Consider the following 19,263-nt stretch of genomic DNA (forward strand, 5'->3'; position numbering starts at 1 on the left):
ACAATATTCTGTAGTGACGTGACATGTTTATAATATACTGGATTGTTTTTTTAGTGTCAAGGAGTTTTTAAACCTGCTTTAATTTCCCTTTACACTTCCCACATACATACCGAACTGTATTCACTTTACGCCTTCTTACATATTGAAAATGACACGTTATACATTCATACACATATTGCGCTCTCTCCACTTGCCTTCCCGACATTCTTTTACAAAAACGCGGTGCATTTACTTGCTTTAATAATTCACGAAAGTCTTTATCTCTATGCTGATACCCTTTCCCCATAAGATGCAAATGATAATGACATAACTCATGTTTAATTACTTCAATCAATTCATTTTCCCCATACACTACATAATAATGATAATTTAGCTCTATATTATGAGTGCTTAGTATATACCGCCCACCTGTCGTACGTAACCGTTTATTAAACATCGCCTTATGCAAAAAAGGTCTCGCAAAATATTTTATCGATACCTCCTCCACTAATTTCTGAATATCTACTTCATGCACCCTCATCTCTCCTACCCATTAAAATAAATTCACACGTCTCGTTTGTCTCATGCATACATTAAATAGTACATATACCCATCCTCATTCTTATCAAAGGAGGGATTCATATGCCAGCATGGCTTCGCAAACAAATGCGGCGTGCTTATTATGAAAAAAACCGCTATCAAATCAAATTACTTAACGAATGCTGGTTTTTTTATAAAAAAAAGCAACATCCCTAATAAACAAAGGGAATGGATTAGCACTCCACTCCCTTTTATTCAACTAATAATACACGCATCCATGGGCGTGGCTTTTTAACCTTCTAACGGTAACATAGATAAAGCGACGCGTCCTTTTTTCATATCAACATCATCGACCCACACTTTTACAATTTGGCCGACAGACACAATATCTAATGGATGTTTTACAAACTGCTTACTTATTTTCGAAATATGAACTAGTCCATCTTGTTTTACACCAATATCAACAAAAGCACCAAAATCAACAACATTCCGAACTGTACCTTCCAATTCCATACCGCGTTTTAAATCTTCTAATTTTAAGATACCTTTTTTAAGAAGCGGCTTTGGTAATTCATCACGTAAGTCTCGCTCCGGACGAATAAGGGCATCAATAATATCTCGCAGCGTAGGTTCACCAATGTTCGTTTGCTCTGATAACGAGGAAATTTCCACTTCCTCTAAGCGTTTTTGCAAATGAGGTTGTCCAACATCTGTAATAGATAATCCTAAACTTTTCAATAACAATTCCACATTCTTATATTGCTCTGGATGAATGCTTGTTCGATCAAGCGGATTCTCACCTTCTAAAACTCGTAAAAATCCGATGCATTGTTCATATGTCTTTGCACCTAATCGCGGTATATCTTTTAGTTCAGCACGTTTCGTAAACTTTCCACTCTCTTCACGTTTTTTTACAATATTTTTCGCAACTGTTTTTGATAAACCAGAAACATATTGCAGTAAAGAAACAGAAGCAGTATTTACATTCACTCCAACTTGGTTTACAGCCGTTTCAACAACAAATGTTAATGATTCATTCAATCGTTTTTGTGATACATCATGTTGGTATTGTCCTACACCAACAGACTTCGGATCAATCTTTACTAATTCTGCAAGCGGATCTTGCAAACGTCTTCCAATGGAAACTGCGCTTCTTTCTTCAACTTGCAAATTCGGAAACTCTTCTCTCGCTAATTCTGATGCAGAATATACACTTGCACCCGCTTCATTGACAATAATATAAAACACATCACGAGAAACTACCTGTAGTACATCTACAATAAATTCTTCCGTTTCACGGGAAGCCGTGCCATTACCTATAGCAATTACCTCTACTTCATACTTTTCTAAAATGGAAATACATTTCTTTTTCGCTTCTTCATACTTCCGAACAGGTGGATGCGGATAGATGACATCGATATGAAGCACTTTCCCCGTATCATCTACAACTGCTAGTTTACATCCCGTACGATAAGCAGGGTCTACAGCCAATGCTACTTTCCCCTTCATCGGCGGTTGTAACAATAAATTTCGTAAATTCTCTGAAAAAATATGAATTGCTTGTTCTTCTGCTACTTCTGTTAGCTCTTTACGAATTTCCCTTTCAATAGATGGTTGAATTAAACGCTTATAACCATCTTCGATCGCTTCTTGTACATAATCTGCACTTGATACGGACGAATTATGAATAACTTTTTTATGTAAAAATTGAAGAATGTCTTCAACCGGAGGCACAATTGTTATTTTCAAAATGTCTTCTTTTTCACCACGATTCATAGCCAATACACGGTGCGGAACAACCTTTTGCAGTGGTTCTTCATAGCTGTAATACATTTCATATACATTCTTTTCGTCTTTTTCTTCATCTTTTACAACTGCTGAAATTACCCCTTTTCTAAAGGTAGTATTGCGAATCCAACTACGATAAGATGCTTCATCAGACACATATTCCGCAATAATGTCCTTTGCCCCCTGCAGTGCTTCTTCCGGCGACTGAACTTCTTTTTCCTCATTTACGAACACTTTTGCTTTTTCTAGCACATCATCCTTCGCAAACGTTAATAGCCAATCTGCCAGAGGTTCTAATCCCTTCTCTTTCGCAATTGTTGCTTTTGTTCTTCGTTTTTCTTTATACGGACGATATAAATCCTCAACCTCTTGTAGTTTTGTTGCAGATGTAATGTTCCGACGCAATTCTTCTGTAAGCTTTCCCTTTTCATGAATTAAACGCAACACTTCTTCTTTACGATTTTCAAGTTGATTGATATATTGCCATCTTTCTAAAATCGAACGAATTTGCACTTCATCTAATGAGTTTGTCCATTCTTTTCGATAACGAGCAATAAAAGGGACTGTATTACCTTCCTCTGTTAACTCAATAACATGACGAACTTGCTTCTCTGAAAAATCCAATTCTTTCGCTAACATTTTCATTAACCCTTGGCGATTATCTACCATTTCCATTTGCAACAAAACCTCCTTCAATAATAAAAAAAGTTGCTCTTAAAAGAGAGCAACTTCAACGTTGAACTAAAAATCTATCAGTCCTAAACTAATTTGCAGAGCTTCATCTACACGATTCATCATCAGATCGTCTAACTGAGTGATTTTGTCCGTTAAGCGCTGCTTATCGATTGTTCGAATCTGTTCGAGCAAGATAACCGAATCTCTCTCAAATCCATACTTTTTTGCATCGATTTCCACATGGGTGGGCAATTTTGCTTTCTGAATCTGCGCAGTAATGGCCGCCACAATTACGGTAGGACTAAAACGATTCCCAATGTCATTTTGAATGACAAGAACCGGACGAACGCCTCCTTGCTCAGAACCAACAACTGGGGAAAGGTCTGCAAAATACACGTCGCCGCGTTTTACAATCAAAAGATTACCCCCCGCTAACTAAGCGTTCTACTGTATGAGCTGCTTCATACTCTGCTAAGAAAGCTTCAGATGCAATACCAAGATTGATTTTTCCCATTTCAATGTACCCACGTCTCATTGATTCATGCTGGTAGCGCTTCTTCGTTTTATGTTGGCGCAATAGCAATTGTGTTGCCTGGCAAATAAGTTCATGGCGATTCTTATTCTCTTGTTTTCCAAGTCCGTCTAATTCTGTTACCACTTGTTTTGGCAACCGAACAACGATTTCAGTAGTTACACTTGATTCGGACACAAAAATACACCTCCACCGTCAACTACACACACATATATGACACCTATTGTAATAATACCATTGTATAGGGCCTGTTGCAAAGACTTCCTAATGTCTTGTTTTATGTTTTCCAACTTGGAAATAAAACATTCATTTCCCTGTATTTTTCTTTGCTATTCTTCTAAAGCGAGTTTCTCAAATTACCATCTAGTAAAAAATAAACGTACATTTAAACTTCGGAAGCCCCTCTTATATATCATGCAAATATTTTACCACCTCTAAAACTTCTCCATTTTTCACATATACGCGTGGAACACGAAACTCAATTGTTGCAATTACTTCATAATTAATTGTCCCTAAATACTCTGCAACCTCAGTAGCACTAATATACTGATTGTCTTGTCTTCCAATTCTTTTTGAAATACAGTTCATGTAGTGTCATTCTCCGCTGCCACATTAACATCTTCTGGACGCGAAGGACCCAACACTAAAATAGGCGATTTAATTCCAGCTCTTCTTAAAACCAAAGCTTCATATAAAAAAGCAATAGCTAACCTTGTTGCCCCCGCCGCTAATATTGCACCTGCAACTTGCACTGATCGATGACCACACGCATTTGCTTTCACAACAGCAAAAAGCTCTACACCCTTAAGAATAATAGACTTAATACGAGTTGCATTCTCATAAATCGCACCTAAGTTTACCTCGACCCACGTATCACGATAAAGTGAAACTTCCGTCAGTGGGGTTTTTTTCATCCCCCACTGATGGTTAGTTGAACCAATCGGGCTTTTACGGGCAGTTATCCCCCACCTATCTTCTTTGCTTCTCTCTGAGTCTTGAGGTCGGGGTCTTACTGCCCGTTAATGCGGGATAAAATGGCGATTCTTCCATCTAGAAAAAACACTTCCTTTATACGATATGCAAAGCTTATTCTTTTATATTCACTTTTTCCTCACCTTTATTTCATCAGATTTCATAAAAATTTTTATCAATACGTGAAAACGTGCTAAAAAACGTGGTGTACACTGTAGTCACCACGTTTTAGTCGTTTACTTCACTTGTTTCTGAGTCACAGAACGCGCTACCATTAATAATTCTTCTTGTTTCAAATCCTTTGTTACAAGCATATACTCCACTCCGTTATGTGACCATGTAACCGAATCCTTTGTTAACGCCCCAATAGTGAAACCTAAATCAACAGGCTCCCCACTTACACTTTGCGTCGCAATAGTTGGTGCTACTTTCGCCTTTTCTTGTATTAATGTAAAACTCTTCTTATTACCAGTGTACGTAAGAATACTACGTTTTCCGTTATCTGTATTAAACTCTTTCTCTTCTTTTAAAGTCATACCTTGTGGTGTATCACTTGGATACAAAACAGCAAATGGTTTTTCTTGTTGAGCTGTCGTTTGTATATCCACTTGTGCTCTAGACATATTTTGTTTCGTATCAAATGCGCCTTTATCAAATTTCGCATCAAACTTTACTTTCGAAAAATCTACTTGCACAAGAACATTTTGATCGTTATCCATCAATTTCACTGAAACAGGCGATAAATCTTTTTTATTAAATGTAATTTGTTGCTTTGGCAACATATTTTGATGATGATAGTTTGTTTTCGTTTCAAACACATAATATTTGTCTGTTTTCTTAAATGAGCGGTCCTTATCGTTCAAAATATCTCTGACAAGTGATTCATATAAATATGCTTGACTGCTATTTTGCGGCCAATCACTTTGAAAGCGAAAACTTTTATTTAAAGATGGAGTAAGAACAAACACACCTTCATCATTTCGTAAAATAATTTGACTTTGATCTTTCTTTGCGTTTTTTAAATTTACTCGGTAATACGATGGTTTATTATACCAAACTTCAACATCATACACCTGTGGTTCATTTCCCGTTTTAATCGATAGTTTCGCTTCTGCTTGATAGCTTTTCATATCTTTTACTCTTTCATTCAAGTCTTGCACAACATCTTCTTTCTTCTTCTCCATGCAACCTGCTAACAGAAAAACGGTCAACAAACCGGCAATAAACAAAAATAGCCGCCTTTTCATACGTTCAGCCCCTTTGTCTCAATAAGTAAGTGGAAGAAAACCTCTTCCTTAACGCTACTCAAATATATGAGACAAAGAGATGAAATATGCAGACTAGCTTGACGAGCTTTCTAAAACAACCTGCGCTACTGCAAACTCTCGGCTATGGCTAATTGAAAGATGAATAGTATGATTTGTATCAGCAAGTAAAATAGGCTTCCCTCTTTCATCATTCATAATTTCAATATGTAAAAAACTAACCTCTTTTCCAATCCCAGTACCAAGCGCTTTCGAATACGCTTCTTTCGCTGCAAAGCGCCCTGCAACAAATTCACTACGTCTTTTCCCTTTTAACGTATAGGCCACTCGGCGCTCATTTTCTGTTAAAATACGCTCTATAAATTTCGGTTGCCCCTCTATCATCTTTTCAATTCTTTCAATTTCAATAATATCGATTCCAACTCCTACAATCATATCCTGCTGTTCCTTCCTTCTATTTTCTTTCTCACTTTCATATTGTAAGAATAACAGACAATACGCTAACAGCAAAAGGAGTGTAAATATGAATACTCCATTTAAATACTCATTCTCTTCTTTCCCGCCCGTTACTACGGCACTACTTTTTATACAACTTGTTTTACTATCATTAGGGAATAACGGACTCTCTATCGGAATTGCTTGTAACGAGTGTATAGCTGAAGGGGAATGGTGGCGAATTATTTCTTCATTATTTGTTCATACAACGTTTTCTCATTTTTCATCCAATAGTATCTGCTTCTTCGCGCTTGGATTTTCATTAGAAAAACAACTGCATGGCATTCGATTTTTATTTGTGTTTCTGACGTCTGGAATTGCCGGAAATATCGCCTCTTACTTTTTATTTCCGCTCCACTATACTCATACAGGAGCTTCTGGTGCTATTTTCGGGCTATTAGGGGTACAGCTTTATCTATTCTATATGCAATTTCAGCCTAATAGAAAAAAAGAGATTCTTCTCTTTGTTATGATTTTATGTATTCTCCTAGCATTTACATTTCTTGATACAACAACAAATTCCATTAGCCATCTAGCTGGATTACTCACAGGCGCTTGTTTAGGACCATTATTTATAAAAAAAACAGATGGTGCTTAAGCTTATTTCACCCAAAAGCTTGCACCATCTATTATTTCCACTCCCTCTTTATCTGTCATATCCCTCATCAACTGCAAGAGTGCTTCGTCTTTTTGTTTTGCCTCTATCATACAGTGTATTTCCGGAACACTTCCTCTTATATATCGCAAAAAAGAAAGAAATGGATCAGAATCAATAAAATCGGCATGCGCCCTCAGATCCTTTCCTTCTCGCGGACTAGAAATATGCATTTTAATAGGCAAAGGAGATTGCTCCCATGTTTGCACAACACGTTCCCAGTGGATTTCCCATCCTTCTAAATCATGATTCATCATATGATGATGCAAGTCAAAAACTACGGGGATTTCAAGTTTTTCTCCTAAGTACAATGCCTCTTTTAAAGAAAATGTTGTGTCATCATTTTCTAACATAATCATCCTTTGAATCCCTACTGGAACAAGTGACCAATTTTCAATAAATTGTTCTAGCGCTTGTTCTTTATTGCCATATGCACCGCCAACATGCAAAACACAGCGATGCGTTCTATCGATCCCCATTCCCTGTAGCAACTTCCCATGCATCTGTAAAGTTTTCAGAGCCTGCTTTAAAATAGGCGGCTGCAATGAATTTAAAACAACAAAATGATCTGGATGAAAATCAATTCGCATCCCTTTTTGTTTCGCATAATCTCCAATTTTCCTTAAATTCCCTCGCAAAGGTTTGATATAATCCCACTCTAACAACGCCTCATGGTTTGCCAGAGGAATTAATTTTGAGCTTAAACGAAAAAACGAGATGTCATGTCCATAATTATGTTTTAACAACCGTAGACAATTCTCTAAATTGGAATTGGAAATTCTCTCCAATTTTTTAATTGCCGCTTCTCTCTCTTGTATTCGTTGAAACTGCGCATACGTCATTGTTTGCGAAGGGGAAGCATTCTTTAAATGGACACTCATTGCAACATACCCAAGCTTTACAAGCATTCTGTTTCCTCTTTTCCGGTACAAGTTTCTATCTAGTATATCCAAACAAAGAAACAAAAAAAGACAGCCTTTCGAAAAAGACTGTCTCTCTTCTATAAGATTAGTTAGATTGCGGTTTACGACTTGTATGCTTTCTTTCGCCACTGCGTCCTCTAGGAGCTCCAGAACGCCCTTCGCCGCGTCCTTGACCTTCTCCTTTACGACCGCCACGATTGCGGTTGCCATCACGGTTACGGCCACCTTCGCGGTTACGATTCCCTTCGCGGTTACCATCACGATAACCACCTCTTCCATTTCCGTTTCCGTTTCCGTTTCTCTTTCTAGAACGATCTTTTGAAACTACTGGCGGCTCTGATGTTAAAGAAACTGGCGTTGCGTCCGGCTCTTTTGTCATCATTTTTAAAGCACCTGCTACAACCGCTACAGAATCATGCTCTTCTAACAGCTCTTCTGCAATACGCTTGTAGTATGATAAGTTTTCACTTTCAATAATGCTTTGAAGCTTTTCAGCGATTAAACGTTGTTGGCCTTCTAAAGCTTCATCTAATGTTGGCGGAGTCATACGATCTATTTTACGTTTTGTTGTACGCTCAATATTCTTTAATTGACCTGTTTCACGTGGTGTTACAAATAGCATTGCAAGACCAGTTTTACCTGCACGACCTGTACGACCAATGCGGTGTACGTATGATTCAGGGTCTTGTGGAATATCAAAGTTATATACGTGTGTTACACCTGAAATATCAAGACCACGTGCTGCTACATCTGTCGCAACAAGAACTTCAATTGAACCCTCTTTAAATTTACGTAATACAGAAAGACGCTTCGCTTGTGTTAAATCACCATGAATTCCTTCTGCTGCATAGCCACGTAAGTTTAATGCTTCTGATAATTCATCAACACGACGCTTTGTACGACCGAACACGATTGCAAGTTCTGGAGATTGAATATCTAATAAACGTGTTAGCACGTCAAATTTCTTTTTCTCTTGCACTTCTAAATAGAACTGCTGAATGTTTGGCATTGTTACTTCTTTCGCTTTAACCTTAATATGTGTAGGCTCGCTCATGAAGCGTTCAGCAATGCGACGGATTGGATCTGGCATTGTTGCTGAGAATAATAATGTTTGGTGTGTTTCAGGAACATCTGTTAAAATCGCTTCAATATCTTCAATGAAGCCCATATTTAACATTTCATCTGCTTCATCAAGAACAACTGTCTCTACGTTTTGCAGACGAAGTGTTTTACGTTTAATATGATCTAAAATACGTCCTGGCGTACCCACAATAATGTGTGGACCTTTTTTCAACGCACGAATTTGACGGTTAATATCTTGACCGCCATAGATTGGTAAAATGCGCACACGCTTATGTTGACCAATTTTGTATAGCTCTTCACCTACTTGAATTGCTAACTCACGAGTTGGCGCGATAACGATACCTTGAACTGTATCTTGACGTGTATTTACTTTTTCTAATAGTGGTAATCCAAATGCAGCTGTTTTCCCTGTACCTGTTTGAGCTTGACCAATGATGTCTACACCTTGTAAGGCTACTGGAATTGTTTCTGCCTGAATTGGTGTTGCCTCTTCAAACCCCATGCTTTCAACAGACTTTAGCAAAGCACTGCTTAATCCTAATTCTCGAAATGTTGTCAATTTTACTTCTCCTTTTCTATCTAAAATAGCCCAGATTATTCCTTCTTCTCATATTTACAGGATATCCAAGTAAGGTTGGGCTAAGTCTTCTTCAGACAAAATGCGTTATCAGCGCAAGATTGCCTGACAATTATAATAAAACTAGCTTTTGAAAAATGAATGTAACAAGTATGCGTACTTTAAACATCCAAATGTAAAGCTAGACAAAAGTAGTCCCGAGACAAATTCATCCCGCTATTCCTGGGTAGTAAAACCCCCACTTCAACCAATTATAACTTTCAAATGGCAGGAGTAATTATCCTAACTATTCATTCAAAAAAGACATTTTCCGTACTTGCGGAAAATGCCCTTTCCCTGATGTTCACATATATAAACGGGCCTACATTTATCACAAAAATACTCTACAACGTTATTACACCCTATCAATTATAAGTTTTGTATGTGTAAAAAGCAAACCCAACTCTCTCCATCTTTACCCTAGATTTCGAATTTATTTATTGTAAGGGGTTCCAGTAATCAACCAATAGAGTAGGCCATATACAAGACAACAAGGCCCTCATTACTTAATCATCGTAATAATTTCCTCTAATTTCATGCCACGAGATGCTTTTACTAATACAACGTCTTTCACATCAATGACTTCTTTTAAATCTTTAACAAGTTCTTCTTTATTGTCATAAGCCTTCACTCGGTCATTAGGAAAATTAATTTTTGCGCCTTCTGCCATTTGTTCCCCGAGCGTACCATACGTAAACACATATGCAATGCGAGCTGGATCAATTAGTTTTCCAACTTCATAATGAAATTGTACTTCTTGGTTACCAAGCTCTAACATATCGCCAAGAACGAGAATTTTTTTAGAAAATCCATTTAATTCATTCATTAAATGGAACGCTGCTTCCATCGCTGTCGGACTCGCGTTATATGCATCATTAATAATTGTTAACCCGGCATCCGTTTTTACAACTTCCATACGCATGCCTGTCATTTTCAAATTCACTAAACCTTGTTTCATTTCTTCCCACGTTACGCCAAAGAACTCAGCAACCGCCATTGATGCTAATGCGTTATATACATTATGTTTCCCAAGAACGGGCAAATAAAATACTACATCCTGCGCTTGATTCATTTTAAAGTGTGTACCTGTCGCTTCCAACTTTACAGATACTGGATAGTAATCATTCGCTCTCGCATCACCGAATGTAATTGTCTTTGCTGATAAATTCATGCCTGGTACACGTGTAGTTAACAATGGCTCATCTCCGTTATAAACAAATACGCCATTATCTTGTAAACCTGACACAATTTCTAACTTTGCTCCTGCAATTTCATCACGAGAGCCCAAATCCATTAAATGTGCTTCTCCAATATTTGTGATAATCGCTGCATCAGGACGAGCAAGCTTTGACAAAAATTCAATTTCACCACGGCTCGACATACCCATTTCTAATACAGCTATTTCCGTATCTTCTTCTAAATTTAAAATTGTCAAAGGAAGTCCGATATGATTATTGAAATTCCCTTCTGTTTTTTGCACTTTAAATTTTGTTCCAAGTAAGCTTGTCACAATATCTTTCGTTGATGTTTTTCCGTTACTTCCTGTTACACCAACTACTTTCACATTTAATTGATCACGATAGTTTTTCGCTAATGTCTGTAATGCTTGTAATGTGTCTTCCACAAAAATAACTGGTACATTTTCCGGTGGGTTTGCCACACCTTTTTTCCATAGCGTTGCAACAGCACCATTTTCTATCGCTTTCCCCACAAAAGTATGACCATCAAAACGTTCTCCTTGAATTGGAACATATAAATTTCCTTGTTCAATCTTCCTTGTATCAATGGAAACACCTTTTATCGCTATATCATTCCACTGCTCCGCTAAACTAGTTCCACATACCATTTGCTCAACTTGCTTCGCTGTTCGTTGTATCATATAAAAACACTCCTTACAAGGAAGAAACACTATTCATTTGAATAGTGCTTCTCCTTTCTTGTTAGATTGTATATTTAATTTTTTGTTTTTCTTCATGACGTTCAATCGCTAAGCGCACTAACTCTTGAATAAGCTCTGGATACGCCAATCCTGTATTTTCCCATAACAGAGGGAACATACTAAATGGCGTGAATCCTGGCATTGTATTTACTTCATTAATAAATACATCACCATCTTTCGTTAAGAAGAAATCTGCTCGCGTTAATCCCGCACCGTCTAAAGATTGAAATGCACGAATCGCATACTCTTTAATCTTCTCATATTCCGCTTCCTTAACTTCAGCAGGAATAACCATCGCCGTATCGCCATCAATGTATTTTGATTTATAATCATAGAATTCTTTTTTAGCTACGATTTCACCTACAACCGAACATTTCGGTTCATCATTTCCTAATACGCCAATTTCCACTTCACGACCAACAATATTCTCTTCTACGATGATTTTACGATCGAATTGGAACGCTTCTTCAAATGCGCTCTCTAACTCAGTACGATTTTTACATTTATTAATTCCAACGCTCGAGCCAAGATTTGCTGGTTTCACGAAACATGGATAGCCTAATGTTTCTTCAACTTTTCCATACGCTTCTGTGCGATTTTTCTCCCAAGCACTGCGAATAAACGAAACATATTTTGCTTGCGGTAAGCCCGCTTCCGCAAAAATATTTTTCATAATAACTTTATCCATACCTGCAGCTGATGCTAATACACCGTTCCCTACATATGGAATATTTATAAGTTCTAACAAACCTTGTACGGTTCCATCTTCACCATTTGGTCCATGTAATAACGGAAAGATTACATCGAGTGCATTCTCTTTATCAGAAGCTGACATCGGGATAATCTCTGAACTTAATGACACAGGAGAAATTGCGTTCTCTTCTCCGTTCAATTGCAACGCTTGAACGCTGTTTATTTCACCTTCAATACGCTCACCGCGAATCCATTGTCCTTGTTCAGTAATATAAATTGGATGAACCTCAAATTTTTCTTGATCTAACGCTTTACTAACAGCAAGAGCTGTTTGTAAAGAAACCTGATGCTCTGCTGATTTTCCACCATATAATAAACCTAATTTAATTTTCATAATGAAATCACCCTAATCGTTTGTTTTCATTTTTCTATTGTAGCACTTTTTACGAAAATAGATAGTTCCTATTTTCGTAAAAAGCGAAACTGTCCACAAATAATAAGATGGCCACGTCGACATAACAATTTTTCTAGTTATATACCTAATAATATGAGAAAAAGAACTTATTTGTGTATGATGAAAACTTCATCTCGCTATTCGTAGGTAGTAATACCACCACTGATTAAAGTTTCATTTTATGACGTTTGCTTTACCATGTTATCCTTTTGTTTTTGCTCTACAAGTCGGTCTAATGATATGTAAACAAGTCCCGCTATCACACATCCGATTCCTAAAATCGTAAATAAAACGTGACCTAACAAACGATCAAGTAAAAAACCTCCAAGTAGCGGACCAAACGCATTACCTGTAATCCATTGTAAGCTAGCCGCTCCCATATACGTACCTCGCAAATGCTCTGGTGCTAAATTTGCTACGAACGTCATTTGGACAGGAGACATAATCATTTCTCCCAATGTATAAATCGCATATACAATTAATAGCGTAACAAGAACTACAGTAGCATTTGCCCCCATTCCGCCAAACCATTTCGGAAGCCATCCGATGGCAAGAAGACCTATTCCAAATAACCAAGCACCATATAGCATCGTTTTTCCTACCGGTTTACCTGTCGCCCATTTCGAAATTTGAAATTGAAACAAAACCACCAAAAGTCCATTCATAGCCATTAAATAAGGAAATGGATTATTCATTCCAAAGATTCCTTTCAGTTCATTATCAAAATGAAGAGGAAGCATACCTTCTGTTTGCGAAAATCCCATTGAAATAACAATTCCAGCTAATAAATAAACCAGTAAAATTTTATCTTGAAACACAACTTTCCATACAGATTGTTTCGTCTCCTCTTCCTTATTCATCTGTGTTATTGTATCTTTTGGCATTGTTTCTTGAATAAGTAGTAAAACTAGTAATGCATAGAAGAGCATAGAAGATGACGCAATCATAAAAATGACCGTTTTAGAAAGCATTGCAACTGAAGCACCTAGAATTGGTCCAATTGCTGCTCCAATATTATGCCCCATCCGCAGCAAACCGTATGCTTCTGTTCGCCTTTCAGGTTCTGTTACATCAGCTACCATAGCGGAAGCTGCTGGATGAAACAACGAATTACTAAGCCCTAAACAAATGGATAGGATAGCATATGGTATAAACCCATCTATAAATAAGAACCCCAGCATTAAAATAGCATTGCTAGCCATTGAAAATATCATAATTGGCTTTCTTCCATAAATATCGGCAATTCGGCCACCTATAAGAGAACCAAAACTTGCCGCAATTGGAGACAGCGCCATAATAATTCCTACTTGTAGCAATGAATCTACTTTATCTTTTAAATATAATGCAAAAAATGGCATTAACATCATCATCGCAATTCCATTTAACGTTTCGCCAATAAATCGAATCCAAACATTACGATCCATTTGCTTTAATTCTTGCCATGTTTTCTTCATATTCTCCCCCTCCTTTTAGGCAGTAAGCGCCCAATCGGTTCAACAATCCAACGAAACCTTCACTTTATCGACCAATTTTCATCTTATATTATTTTTAGAAAAATGTAAATTTTCAAAAACAAAAAGCCGTTCTTTTTCTAGGAACGGCTTTCAACTTTATAGATTAACGGTTTTTTCATCACCAGATTCTTTTTGTAATGCACTATTCTTTCTGCTATATAAGAAATAGACTCCTATTCCAATTACCATCCAAACCCCAAAACTTTTCCATGTAATTGCCGGTAATTGAAGCATTAAATATACACAAAAGATTACAGTTAATGCTGGTAAAAACGGCACAAGCGGCGCTTTAAATGCACGCGGTAAATCCGGATGTGTTTTTCGCATTACAATAACCGCAACTGCAACAAGCGCGAACGCAGATAGAGTTCCGATATTAACAAGGTGAGCTAGTACACTTAAGTCAACAAGTCCCGAAATAAGCGCTGCTATAATACCTGTTATCCACGTATTTAGAAACGGTGTTTTAAACTGCGGATGTACCTTCGCAAAACGGCTCGGCAATAAACCATCACGACTCATTGCATACGATACACGGACTTGACCATACATCATAACTAGCATAACAGTTGTAATCCCTGTAATGGCACCTACTGAAATAACGCCAGCTAAACCATCTTGTCCGATAAATTGAAGTGCAAATGCTACTGGATCTGATATATTTAATTTTCCATACGGTACAATACCTGTCAAAATAAGCGAAACAGCAATGTACAAAACCGTACAAATTAATAACGATGCTATAATACCAATTGGTAAATCACGCTGCGGACGTTTTACTTCTTCCGCCGCTGTTGAAACAGCATCAAAACCAATAAAAGCAAAGAATACCGTCGCTGCACCTACCATTACACCATCAAAACCAAACGGCATAAACGGTGTCCAGTTTTCCGGTTTTACATATTTAACACCAGCAAAGATGAACAATAGAACAACGGTTAATTTAATGAATACCATAATGTTATTTACGCGGGCGCTTTCACGAACACCTCGTGATAAAAGAATCGTCATAATTAAAATAATACAAACAGCTGGTAAATCAATAATACCACCTTTTCCTGCCCCAGGAGCAGAAGCTAAAATGGTTGGAATCTTAATTCCAAATCCATTTAATAAAGACTGAAAATAAGCTGACCATCCATTAGCAACAGCTGATGTTGCTAATAAGTATTCAAGCATTAAATCCCATCCAATTAAAAAGGCAAACACTTCTCCCATCGTTGCATATGTATATGTATACACACTACCCGATACCGGTACGCTAGAAGCAAATTCTGCATAGCAAAAGGCAGCAAAGGCACAAGCTAACGCAGCTAATGCAAAAGATAAAATAATAGCCGGTCCAGAATGTTTCGCAGCAACTACTCCTGTCAAAACGAAAATACCGGTCCCAACAATTGCTCCTACCCCTAACATAGTTAAATCTAATGCTCCTAATGTTCGATTTAATTTCTTCTGGCTTCCCTCTTGCAACAATTGTGTAATCGGCTTTTTTTGAAAGATTTGCTTCATACATAGCACCTCAACATTTATAATTTTCTGAAAATTTTAATATTTACATCCATTTTACTTATTTCACCTTTTTTCGTCAATAACTTAATGAGAAATTTGTCCCCCTGCCACTACTTTGAATAATCCAAAGTAGTGCAGCTCGTTATGGTATTACTAATTAAAAAAAATAAAAATCATAAAAATGGTTTATATTTCTATATTTTTATATCATTTTACAAATATTTTTGGTATTTTATATAAGTCGATTCCTTTATGAGCACAAGCACACCCATCAAATGAGTGTGCTTGTTGTTCTTTACATCTTATACGGTATATGTGCCTTGTTCTAGCCAGCTATACATGTATTGCTCATCTTCCATATCATGCGCATCTTTTATAACGCGCAGTGGCCGGAATGTATCAATCATAACCGCTAGTTCAATTGTTTCTTTTTTACCAAGACTAGCCTCTGTTTTCCCAGGGTGCGGTCCGTGTGGAATACCGCTTGGGTGAAGAGTAATAGACCCTTCCTCTACCCCTTTTCTGCTCATAAAATTGCCTTCTACATAATAGAGTACCTCATCACTATTTACATTACTATGATAATAAGGTGCCGGTATTGCTTCTGGATGATAATCATATAAACGCGGAACAAATGAGCAAACAACAAAGTTATGCCCCTCAAATGTTTGGTGTACTGGCGGCGGCTGATGAATGCGTCCTGTAATTGGCTCAAAATCCTCAATATTAAATACCCATGGATATAAATGTCCATCCCATCCAACAACATCTAAAGGATGATGCTGCAAAACATGTTTATGCATATATCCTCTAGACTTTGTCATCACAACAAATTCACCTTTTTCATCGTACGTTTCCAACGTCTCTGGACCACGAATATCACGCTCACAAAACGGACTATGTTCTAACAATTGTCCGTACTCATTGCGGTAATTACGCGGCGTTGTAATTTGACTATTTGCTTCAACAACGAGAAGTTTTGATTCCCCTGCTTCAGGGATTACCCGATAAATTGTACCGATTGGAATGATAATATAATCTCCTTTTCGGTAATGAATTGTACCAAACATTGTCTCAATTTTTCCAGATCCGTAATGAACAAATAGCATTTCATCTCCGTCACCATTACGATAAAAATAATCCATTTTTTCCGCCCCGTTTACAACCCCAATTCGTAAGTCTTCATTTCCTAATAGAAAATTCCTTCCGTTCACGGCATCTCCTATTTTTCTATATTCTTTCGTCCGAAAATGACGATGCGCTAACGCCACATCTTCTTCGTACTGCACACGACAAGACCCTGCTAAAGAAGCATGCCCCACTTCTGTTGGCATGTAGTGGTGATACAAAATAGATTGCGTACCAGAAAAACCTTTCGTCCCCATAACTTGCTCACGATAGAGCGTTCCGTCTTGTTTACGAAACTGTACATGTCGTTTACGAGGAAGTTCCCCCATGCGACGATAATACATGTTCATCCCCCGCTTCCTTTTCTGCTTTTACCGTATTACGCAATGTTCCTAAACTAGTAATTTTCAACTCTACCACATCGCCAACTTTCAGCCATCTCTCTGTTCCAAGTTCTAAAATACAGCCGCTTCCAACCGTACCAGAACCAAGCACATCTCCTGGATACAACGTAACACCTTGAGATGCTCGTTCAATCATTTCAGCAAACGTATAATAAATATCTTGAAAATTACCTTTTGACCATTGTTCACCATTAATATGAGCTGTCATTTCTAAATTGTAACGATCCTCATTTCGATATATGTCTAACTCATCTTTCGTCACAATATACGGCCCAAGCGATGTAGCAAAATCCTTTCCTTTTGCCGGTCCAAGTCCGACCTTCATTTCATGCGCTTGTAAATCTCTAGCGCTCCAATCATTCATAATACAATATCCGAAAATATATTCATGTGCTTGCTCGCGCGAAATATTTTTACCTTCTTTTCCAATGACACAAGCAATCTCTAATTCATAGTCAAGTTTCTTCGTTGCGCCTGGACAAACAATAACTTCTTCCGGTCCGATAACAGCGCGATGATTCGTAAAATAAAAAACAGGAATATCATACCACTCTGGAACAATCTCCAAACCACGGCGGCCGCGAGCTGTCTTTACATGCTGTTCAAACGCATAAAAATCACGGATACTTCCCGGATTTGGTAAAGGTGCACAAAGCTCTACATCCGTAATATGATAAATCCCTCTTTCTGGCGTACCAATCTTACTGATGATTTTCATATATTCATCGGATTTCTCTAAAAAAGAAATCATTGTGGACGGAAGTGCCCCATGGCTTGCTATATGCATATCAATAACTTTTTCACCTTCAAGCCATCCAGCTCGCAGTTCTTGTGAAGGAAGACGAAATGTAATAAACTTCATCATTTTCTCTCCTCGCTTAAAAAGTAAAGCGCGGGAGGAAGGAGCATCTCTCCTCACCATTATCCCGCTCTAACAGACAGTAGAATTTTTACTTTACAGATTTCCGCGACGCGCCTGTTCTCTTTCAATCGATTCGAATAATGCTTTAAAATTACCTTCACCAAATCCTCTTGATCCTTTACGCTGAATAATCTCAATAAATAAGGTTGGACGATCCACAATTGGCTTCGTGAAAATTTGTAATAGATACCCTTCATCATCACGATCCACAAGAATTTTTAGTTCTTTTAATTTTTCAATCTCTTCATCAATTTGACCAACACGCGCTGTTAACTCTTCGTAATACGTATCTGGCGTATCTAAAAATTCGACGCCATTTGCACGTAGCGCAGAAACGGTTTTCACAATATCATTCGTTAATAATGCAAGATGTTGTACACCAGCTCCGTTATAGAACTCTAAATACTCTTGAATTTGTGATTTTCTTTTTCCTTCTGCTGGTTCATTGATTGGAAACTTAATCCGGCTTCCATTTGTCATTACTTTCGACATTAACGCAGAATACTCCGTACTAATATCATCATCGTCAAAATGAATCATTTGTTTAAAGCCCATTACATTTTCATAATAACTTACCCATTCTTCCATTTTTTCCACATTTCCAACAACATGATCAACAGCTACTAAACCTGTTTCTTCTACTGGAACAATTGATGTAAATGGTTCATATCCTGGCATAAACGCACCTTTATAATTTTTTCTTTCTACAAGTGTATGAATCGTATCACCGTATGTGCCAATGACCGCCTTTTTAAGAGTTCCATGTTCATCAGATAGCTCTTCTGGCGGAGCAATCGCAACTGCACCACGCTTTACAGCTTCTGTATATGCTTTCTCTACATCTTCTACTAGAAGTGCCACATCTTTTACACCATCACCGTGCTGTTTTACAAACTCGGCAATGCGGCTATTTGTATTTAAAGCACCTGACACAACAAAACGCATATTTTTTTGTACAAGTACGTAAGATACTTTATCTCGATTTCCTGTTTCTAAACCAGAATATGCAGCAATGTTGAATCCAAATGCTCTCGCAAGGTAATAACTCGTTTGTTTTGCATTACCAACATAAAATTCTAGATGATCAACATCACGTACTGGGAAAAAATCCTCCATCTGTGCCGCTAAAGTATCCATAGACTTTTGTTTCATAACTTCCTCATCCCCCTACAGT

Annotated in this window: 18 protein-coding genes and 1 pseudogene; 2 read left to right on the top strand and 17 right to left on the bottom strand. The window is 37.6% G+C overall.

Annotated elements, in window-relative coordinates; all coding sequences use genetic code 11:
* Window positions 1-67 precede the first annotated feature (67 nt).
* Entirely contained in the window at window positions 68-520 is a 453-nt protein-coding gene (locus AB1280_RS16805) for a SprT family protein (RefSeq protein ID WP_429756514.1), read from the bottom strand.
* Between the two features lie 101 nt (window positions 521-621).
* Here AB1280_RS16805 and cmpA point away from each other — a divergent pair, with 101 nt between their 5' ends.
* The gene (gene cmpA, locus AB1280_RS16810; RefSeq protein ID WP_020063275.1) at window positions 622-735 is read left to right on the top strand and encodes a cortex morphogenetic protein CmpA; all 114 of its coding nucleotides are present in this window, start codon (window positions 622-624) and stop codon (window positions 733-735) included.
* A gap of 75 nt (window positions 736-810) precedes the next feature.
* Here cmpA and AB1280_RS16815 read toward each other — a convergent pair whose 3' ends face one another.
* The 7 genes and pseudogenes from AB1280_RS16815 to acpS all read right to left on the bottom strand — a co-directional run bounded on the left by AB1280_RS16815 (window position 811) and on the right by acpS (window position 6,186).
* Window positions 811-2,982 carry a Tex family protein gene (locus AB1280_RS16815; protein WP_429756515.1) on the bottom strand — a complete coding sequence of 724 codons (2,172 nt, stop codon included), beginning with the start codon at window positions 2,980-2,982 and terminating at the stop codon, window positions 811-813.
* Window positions 2,983-3,048: 66 nt separating this feature from the next.
* Window positions 3,049-3,399, bottom strand: a complete 351-nt coding sequence (ndoA, locus tag AB1280_RS16820; RefSeq protein WP_020063273.1) for a type II toxin-antitoxin system endoribonuclease NdoA — start codon at window positions 3,397-3,399, stop codon at window positions 3,049-3,051.
* Between the two features lie 4 nt (window positions 3,400-3,403).
* The gene (locus AB1280_RS16825; RefSeq protein WP_272190952.1) at window positions 3,404-3,691 is read right to left on the bottom strand and encodes an antitoxin endoai; all 288 of its coding nucleotides are present in this window, start codon (window positions 3,689-3,691) and stop codon (window positions 3,404-3,406) included.
* A 228-nt stretch (window positions 3,692-3,919) separates the two neighbouring features.
* On the bottom strand, window positions 3,920-4,102 hold the full coding sequence (locus tag AB1280_RS16830; RefSeq protein WP_429756516.1) for an alanine racemase C-terminal domain-containing protein: 183 nt from the start codon (window positions 4,100-4,102) through the stop codon (window positions 3,920-3,922).
* Window positions 4,102-4,428 (bottom strand): annotated as a pseudogene (locus AB1280_RS16835) (alanine racemase); the annotation flags it as partial. The pseudogene AB1280_RS16835 and the gene AB1280_RS16830, both read right to left, overlap by 1 nt.
* A 294-nt stretch (window positions 4,429-4,722) precedes the next feature.
* A complete protein-coding gene (locus AB1280_RS16840) occupies window positions 4,723-5,670 on the bottom strand; it encodes a LolA family protein (RefSeq protein WP_429757357.1) in 948 nt (315 codons plus the stop codon).
* A gap of 156 nt (window positions 5,671-5,826) precedes the next feature.
* Window positions 5,827-6,186, bottom strand: a complete 360-nt coding sequence (acpS, locus tag AB1280_RS16845; RefSeq protein ID WP_272190950.1) for a holo-ACP synthase — start codon at window positions 6,184-6,186, stop codon at window positions 5,827-5,829.
* 88 nt (window positions 6,187-6,274) lie between these two features.
* On the opposite strand from acpS, the gene AB1280_RS16850 reads away from it, so the two are divergent.
* On the top strand, window positions 6,275-6,844 hold the full coding sequence (locus tag AB1280_RS16850; RefSeq protein WP_272190949.1) for a rhomboid family intramembrane serine protease: 570 nt from the start codon (window positions 6,275-6,277) through the stop codon (window positions 6,842-6,844).
* 2 nt (window positions 6,845-6,846) lie between these two features.
* On the opposite strand, the gene uvsE is transcribed toward AB1280_RS16850, so the two are convergent.
* The 9 genes from uvsE to hppD form a co-directional block, all read right to left on the bottom strand.
* Complete coding sequence (gene uvsE / locus AB1280_RS16855) at window positions 6,847-7,809, bottom strand: UV DNA damage repair endonuclease UvsE (RefSeq protein WP_429756517.1); 963 nt, start codon at window positions 7,807-7,809, stop codon at window positions 6,847-6,849.
* Between the two features lie 100 nt (window positions 7,810-7,909).
* On the bottom strand, window positions 7,910-9,466 hold the full coding sequence (locus AB1280_RS16860) for a DEAD/DEAH box helicase (RefSeq protein WP_272190946.1): 1,557 nt from the start codon (window positions 9,464-9,466) through the stop codon (window positions 7,910-7,912).
* A 559-nt stretch (window positions 9,467-10,025) separates the two neighbouring features.
* The gene (locus tag AB1280_RS16865) at window positions 10,026-11,402 is read right to left on the bottom strand and encodes a UDP-N-acetylmuramoyl-tripeptide--D-alanyl-D-alanine ligase (RefSeq protein WP_272190944.1); all 1,377 of its coding nucleotides are present in this window, start codon (window positions 11,400-11,402) and stop codon (window positions 10,026-10,028) included.
* A 61-nt stretch (window positions 11,403-11,463) separates the two neighbouring features.
* Complete coding sequence (locus tag AB1280_RS16870) at window positions 11,464-12,552, bottom strand: D-alanine--D-alanine ligase (protein WP_429757358.1); 1,089 nt, start codon at window positions 12,550-12,552, stop codon at window positions 11,464-11,466.
* A gap of 236 nt (window positions 12,553-12,788) precedes the next feature.
* A complete protein-coding gene (locus tag AB1280_RS16875; protein WP_429756518.1) occupies window positions 12,789-14,063 on the bottom strand; it encodes an MDR family MFS transporter in 1,275 nt (424 codons plus the stop codon).
* Window positions 14,064-14,219: 156 nt separating this feature from the next.
* A complete protein-coding gene (locus AB1280_RS16880) occupies window positions 14,220-15,635 on the bottom strand; it encodes an amino acid permease (RefSeq protein ID WP_429756519.1) in 1,416 nt (471 codons plus the stop codon).
* 302 nt (window positions 15,636-15,937) lie between these two features.
* Entirely contained in the window at window positions 15,938-17,107 is a 1,170-nt protein-coding gene (locus AB1280_RS16885; RefSeq protein ID WP_429756520.1) for a homogentisate 1,2-dioxygenase, read from the bottom strand.
* The gene (locus tag AB1280_RS16890) at window positions 17,073-18,029 is read right to left on the bottom strand and encodes a fumarylacetoacetate hydrolase family protein (RefSeq protein ID WP_272190940.1); all 957 of its coding nucleotides are present in this window, start codon (window positions 18,027-18,029) and stop codon (window positions 17,073-17,075) included. Before AB1280_RS16890 ends, AB1280_RS16885 begins: the two co-directional genes overlap by 35 nt.
* 93 nt (window positions 18,030-18,122) lie before the next feature.
* Window positions 18,123-19,241, bottom strand: coding sequence for a 4-hydroxyphenylpyruvate dioxygenase (gene hppD, locus AB1280_RS16895; RefSeq protein ID WP_272190938.1), 1,119 nt, complete (start codon window positions 19,239-19,241; stop codon window positions 18,123-18,125).
* Window positions 19,242-19,263 lie beyond the last annotated feature (22 nt).

This window comes from Bacillus sp. S10(2024), assembly GCF_050473865.1.
Classification (GTDB): Bacteria; Bacillota; Bacilli; order Bacillales; family Bacillaceae_G; genus Bacillus_A.

Bases quoted from the DNA above. Each gene is read 5' to 3' on its own strand.
- AB1280_RS16805 (WP_429756514.1), bottom strand. From the start codon at position 520: ATGAGGGTGCATGAAGTAGATATTCAGAAATTAGTGGAGGAGGTATCG.
- cmpA (WP_020063275.1), top strand. From the start codon at position 622: ATGCCAGCATGGCTTCGCAAACAAATGCGGCGTGCTTATTATGAAAAA.
- AB1280_RS16815 (WP_429756515.1), bottom strand. From the start codon at position 2,982: ATGGAAATGGTAGATAATCGCCAAGGGTTAATGAAAATGTTAGCGAAA.
- AB1280_RS16830 (WP_429756516.1), bottom strand. From the start codon at position 4,102: ATGAACTGTATTTCAAAAAGAATTGGAAGACAAGACAATCAGTATATT.
- AB1280_RS16840 (WP_429757357.1), bottom strand. From the start codon at position 5,670: ATGGAGAAGAAGAAAGAAGATGTTGTGCAAGACTTGAATGAAAGAGTA.
- acpS (WP_272190950.1), bottom strand. From the start codon at position 6,186: ATGATTGTAGGAGTTGGAATCGATATTATTGAAATTGAAAGAATTGAA.
- AB1280_RS16850 (WP_272190949.1), top strand. From the start codon at position 6,275: ATGAATACTCCATTTAAATACTCATTCTCTTCTTTCCCGCCCGTTACT.
- uvsE (WP_429756517.1), bottom strand. From the start codon at position 7,809: ATGCTTGTAAAGCTTGGGTATGTTGCAATGAGTGTCCATTTAAAGAAT.
- AB1280_RS16865 (WP_272190944.1), bottom strand. From the start codon at position 11,402: ATGATACAACGAACAGCGAAGCAAGTTGAGCAAATGGTATGTGGAACT.
- AB1280_RS16875 (WP_429756518.1), bottom strand. From the start codon at position 14,063: ATGAAGAAAACATGGCAAGAATTAAAGCAAATGGATCGTAATGTTTGG.
- AB1280_RS16880 (WP_429756519.1), bottom strand. From the start codon at position 15,635: ATGAAGCAAATCTTTCAAAAAAAGCCGATTACACAATTGTTGCAAGAG.
- AB1280_RS16885 (WP_429756520.1), bottom strand. From the start codon at position 17,107: ATGTATTATCGTCGCATGGGGGAACTTCCTCGTAAACGACATGTACAG.
- AB1280_RS16890 (WP_272190940.1), bottom strand. From the start codon at position 18,029: ATGAAGTTTATTACATTTCGTCTTCCTTCACAAGAACTGCGAGCTGGA.
- hppD (WP_272190938.1), bottom strand. From the start codon at position 19,241: ATGAAACAAAAGTCTATGGATACTTTAGCGGCACAGATGGAGGATTTT.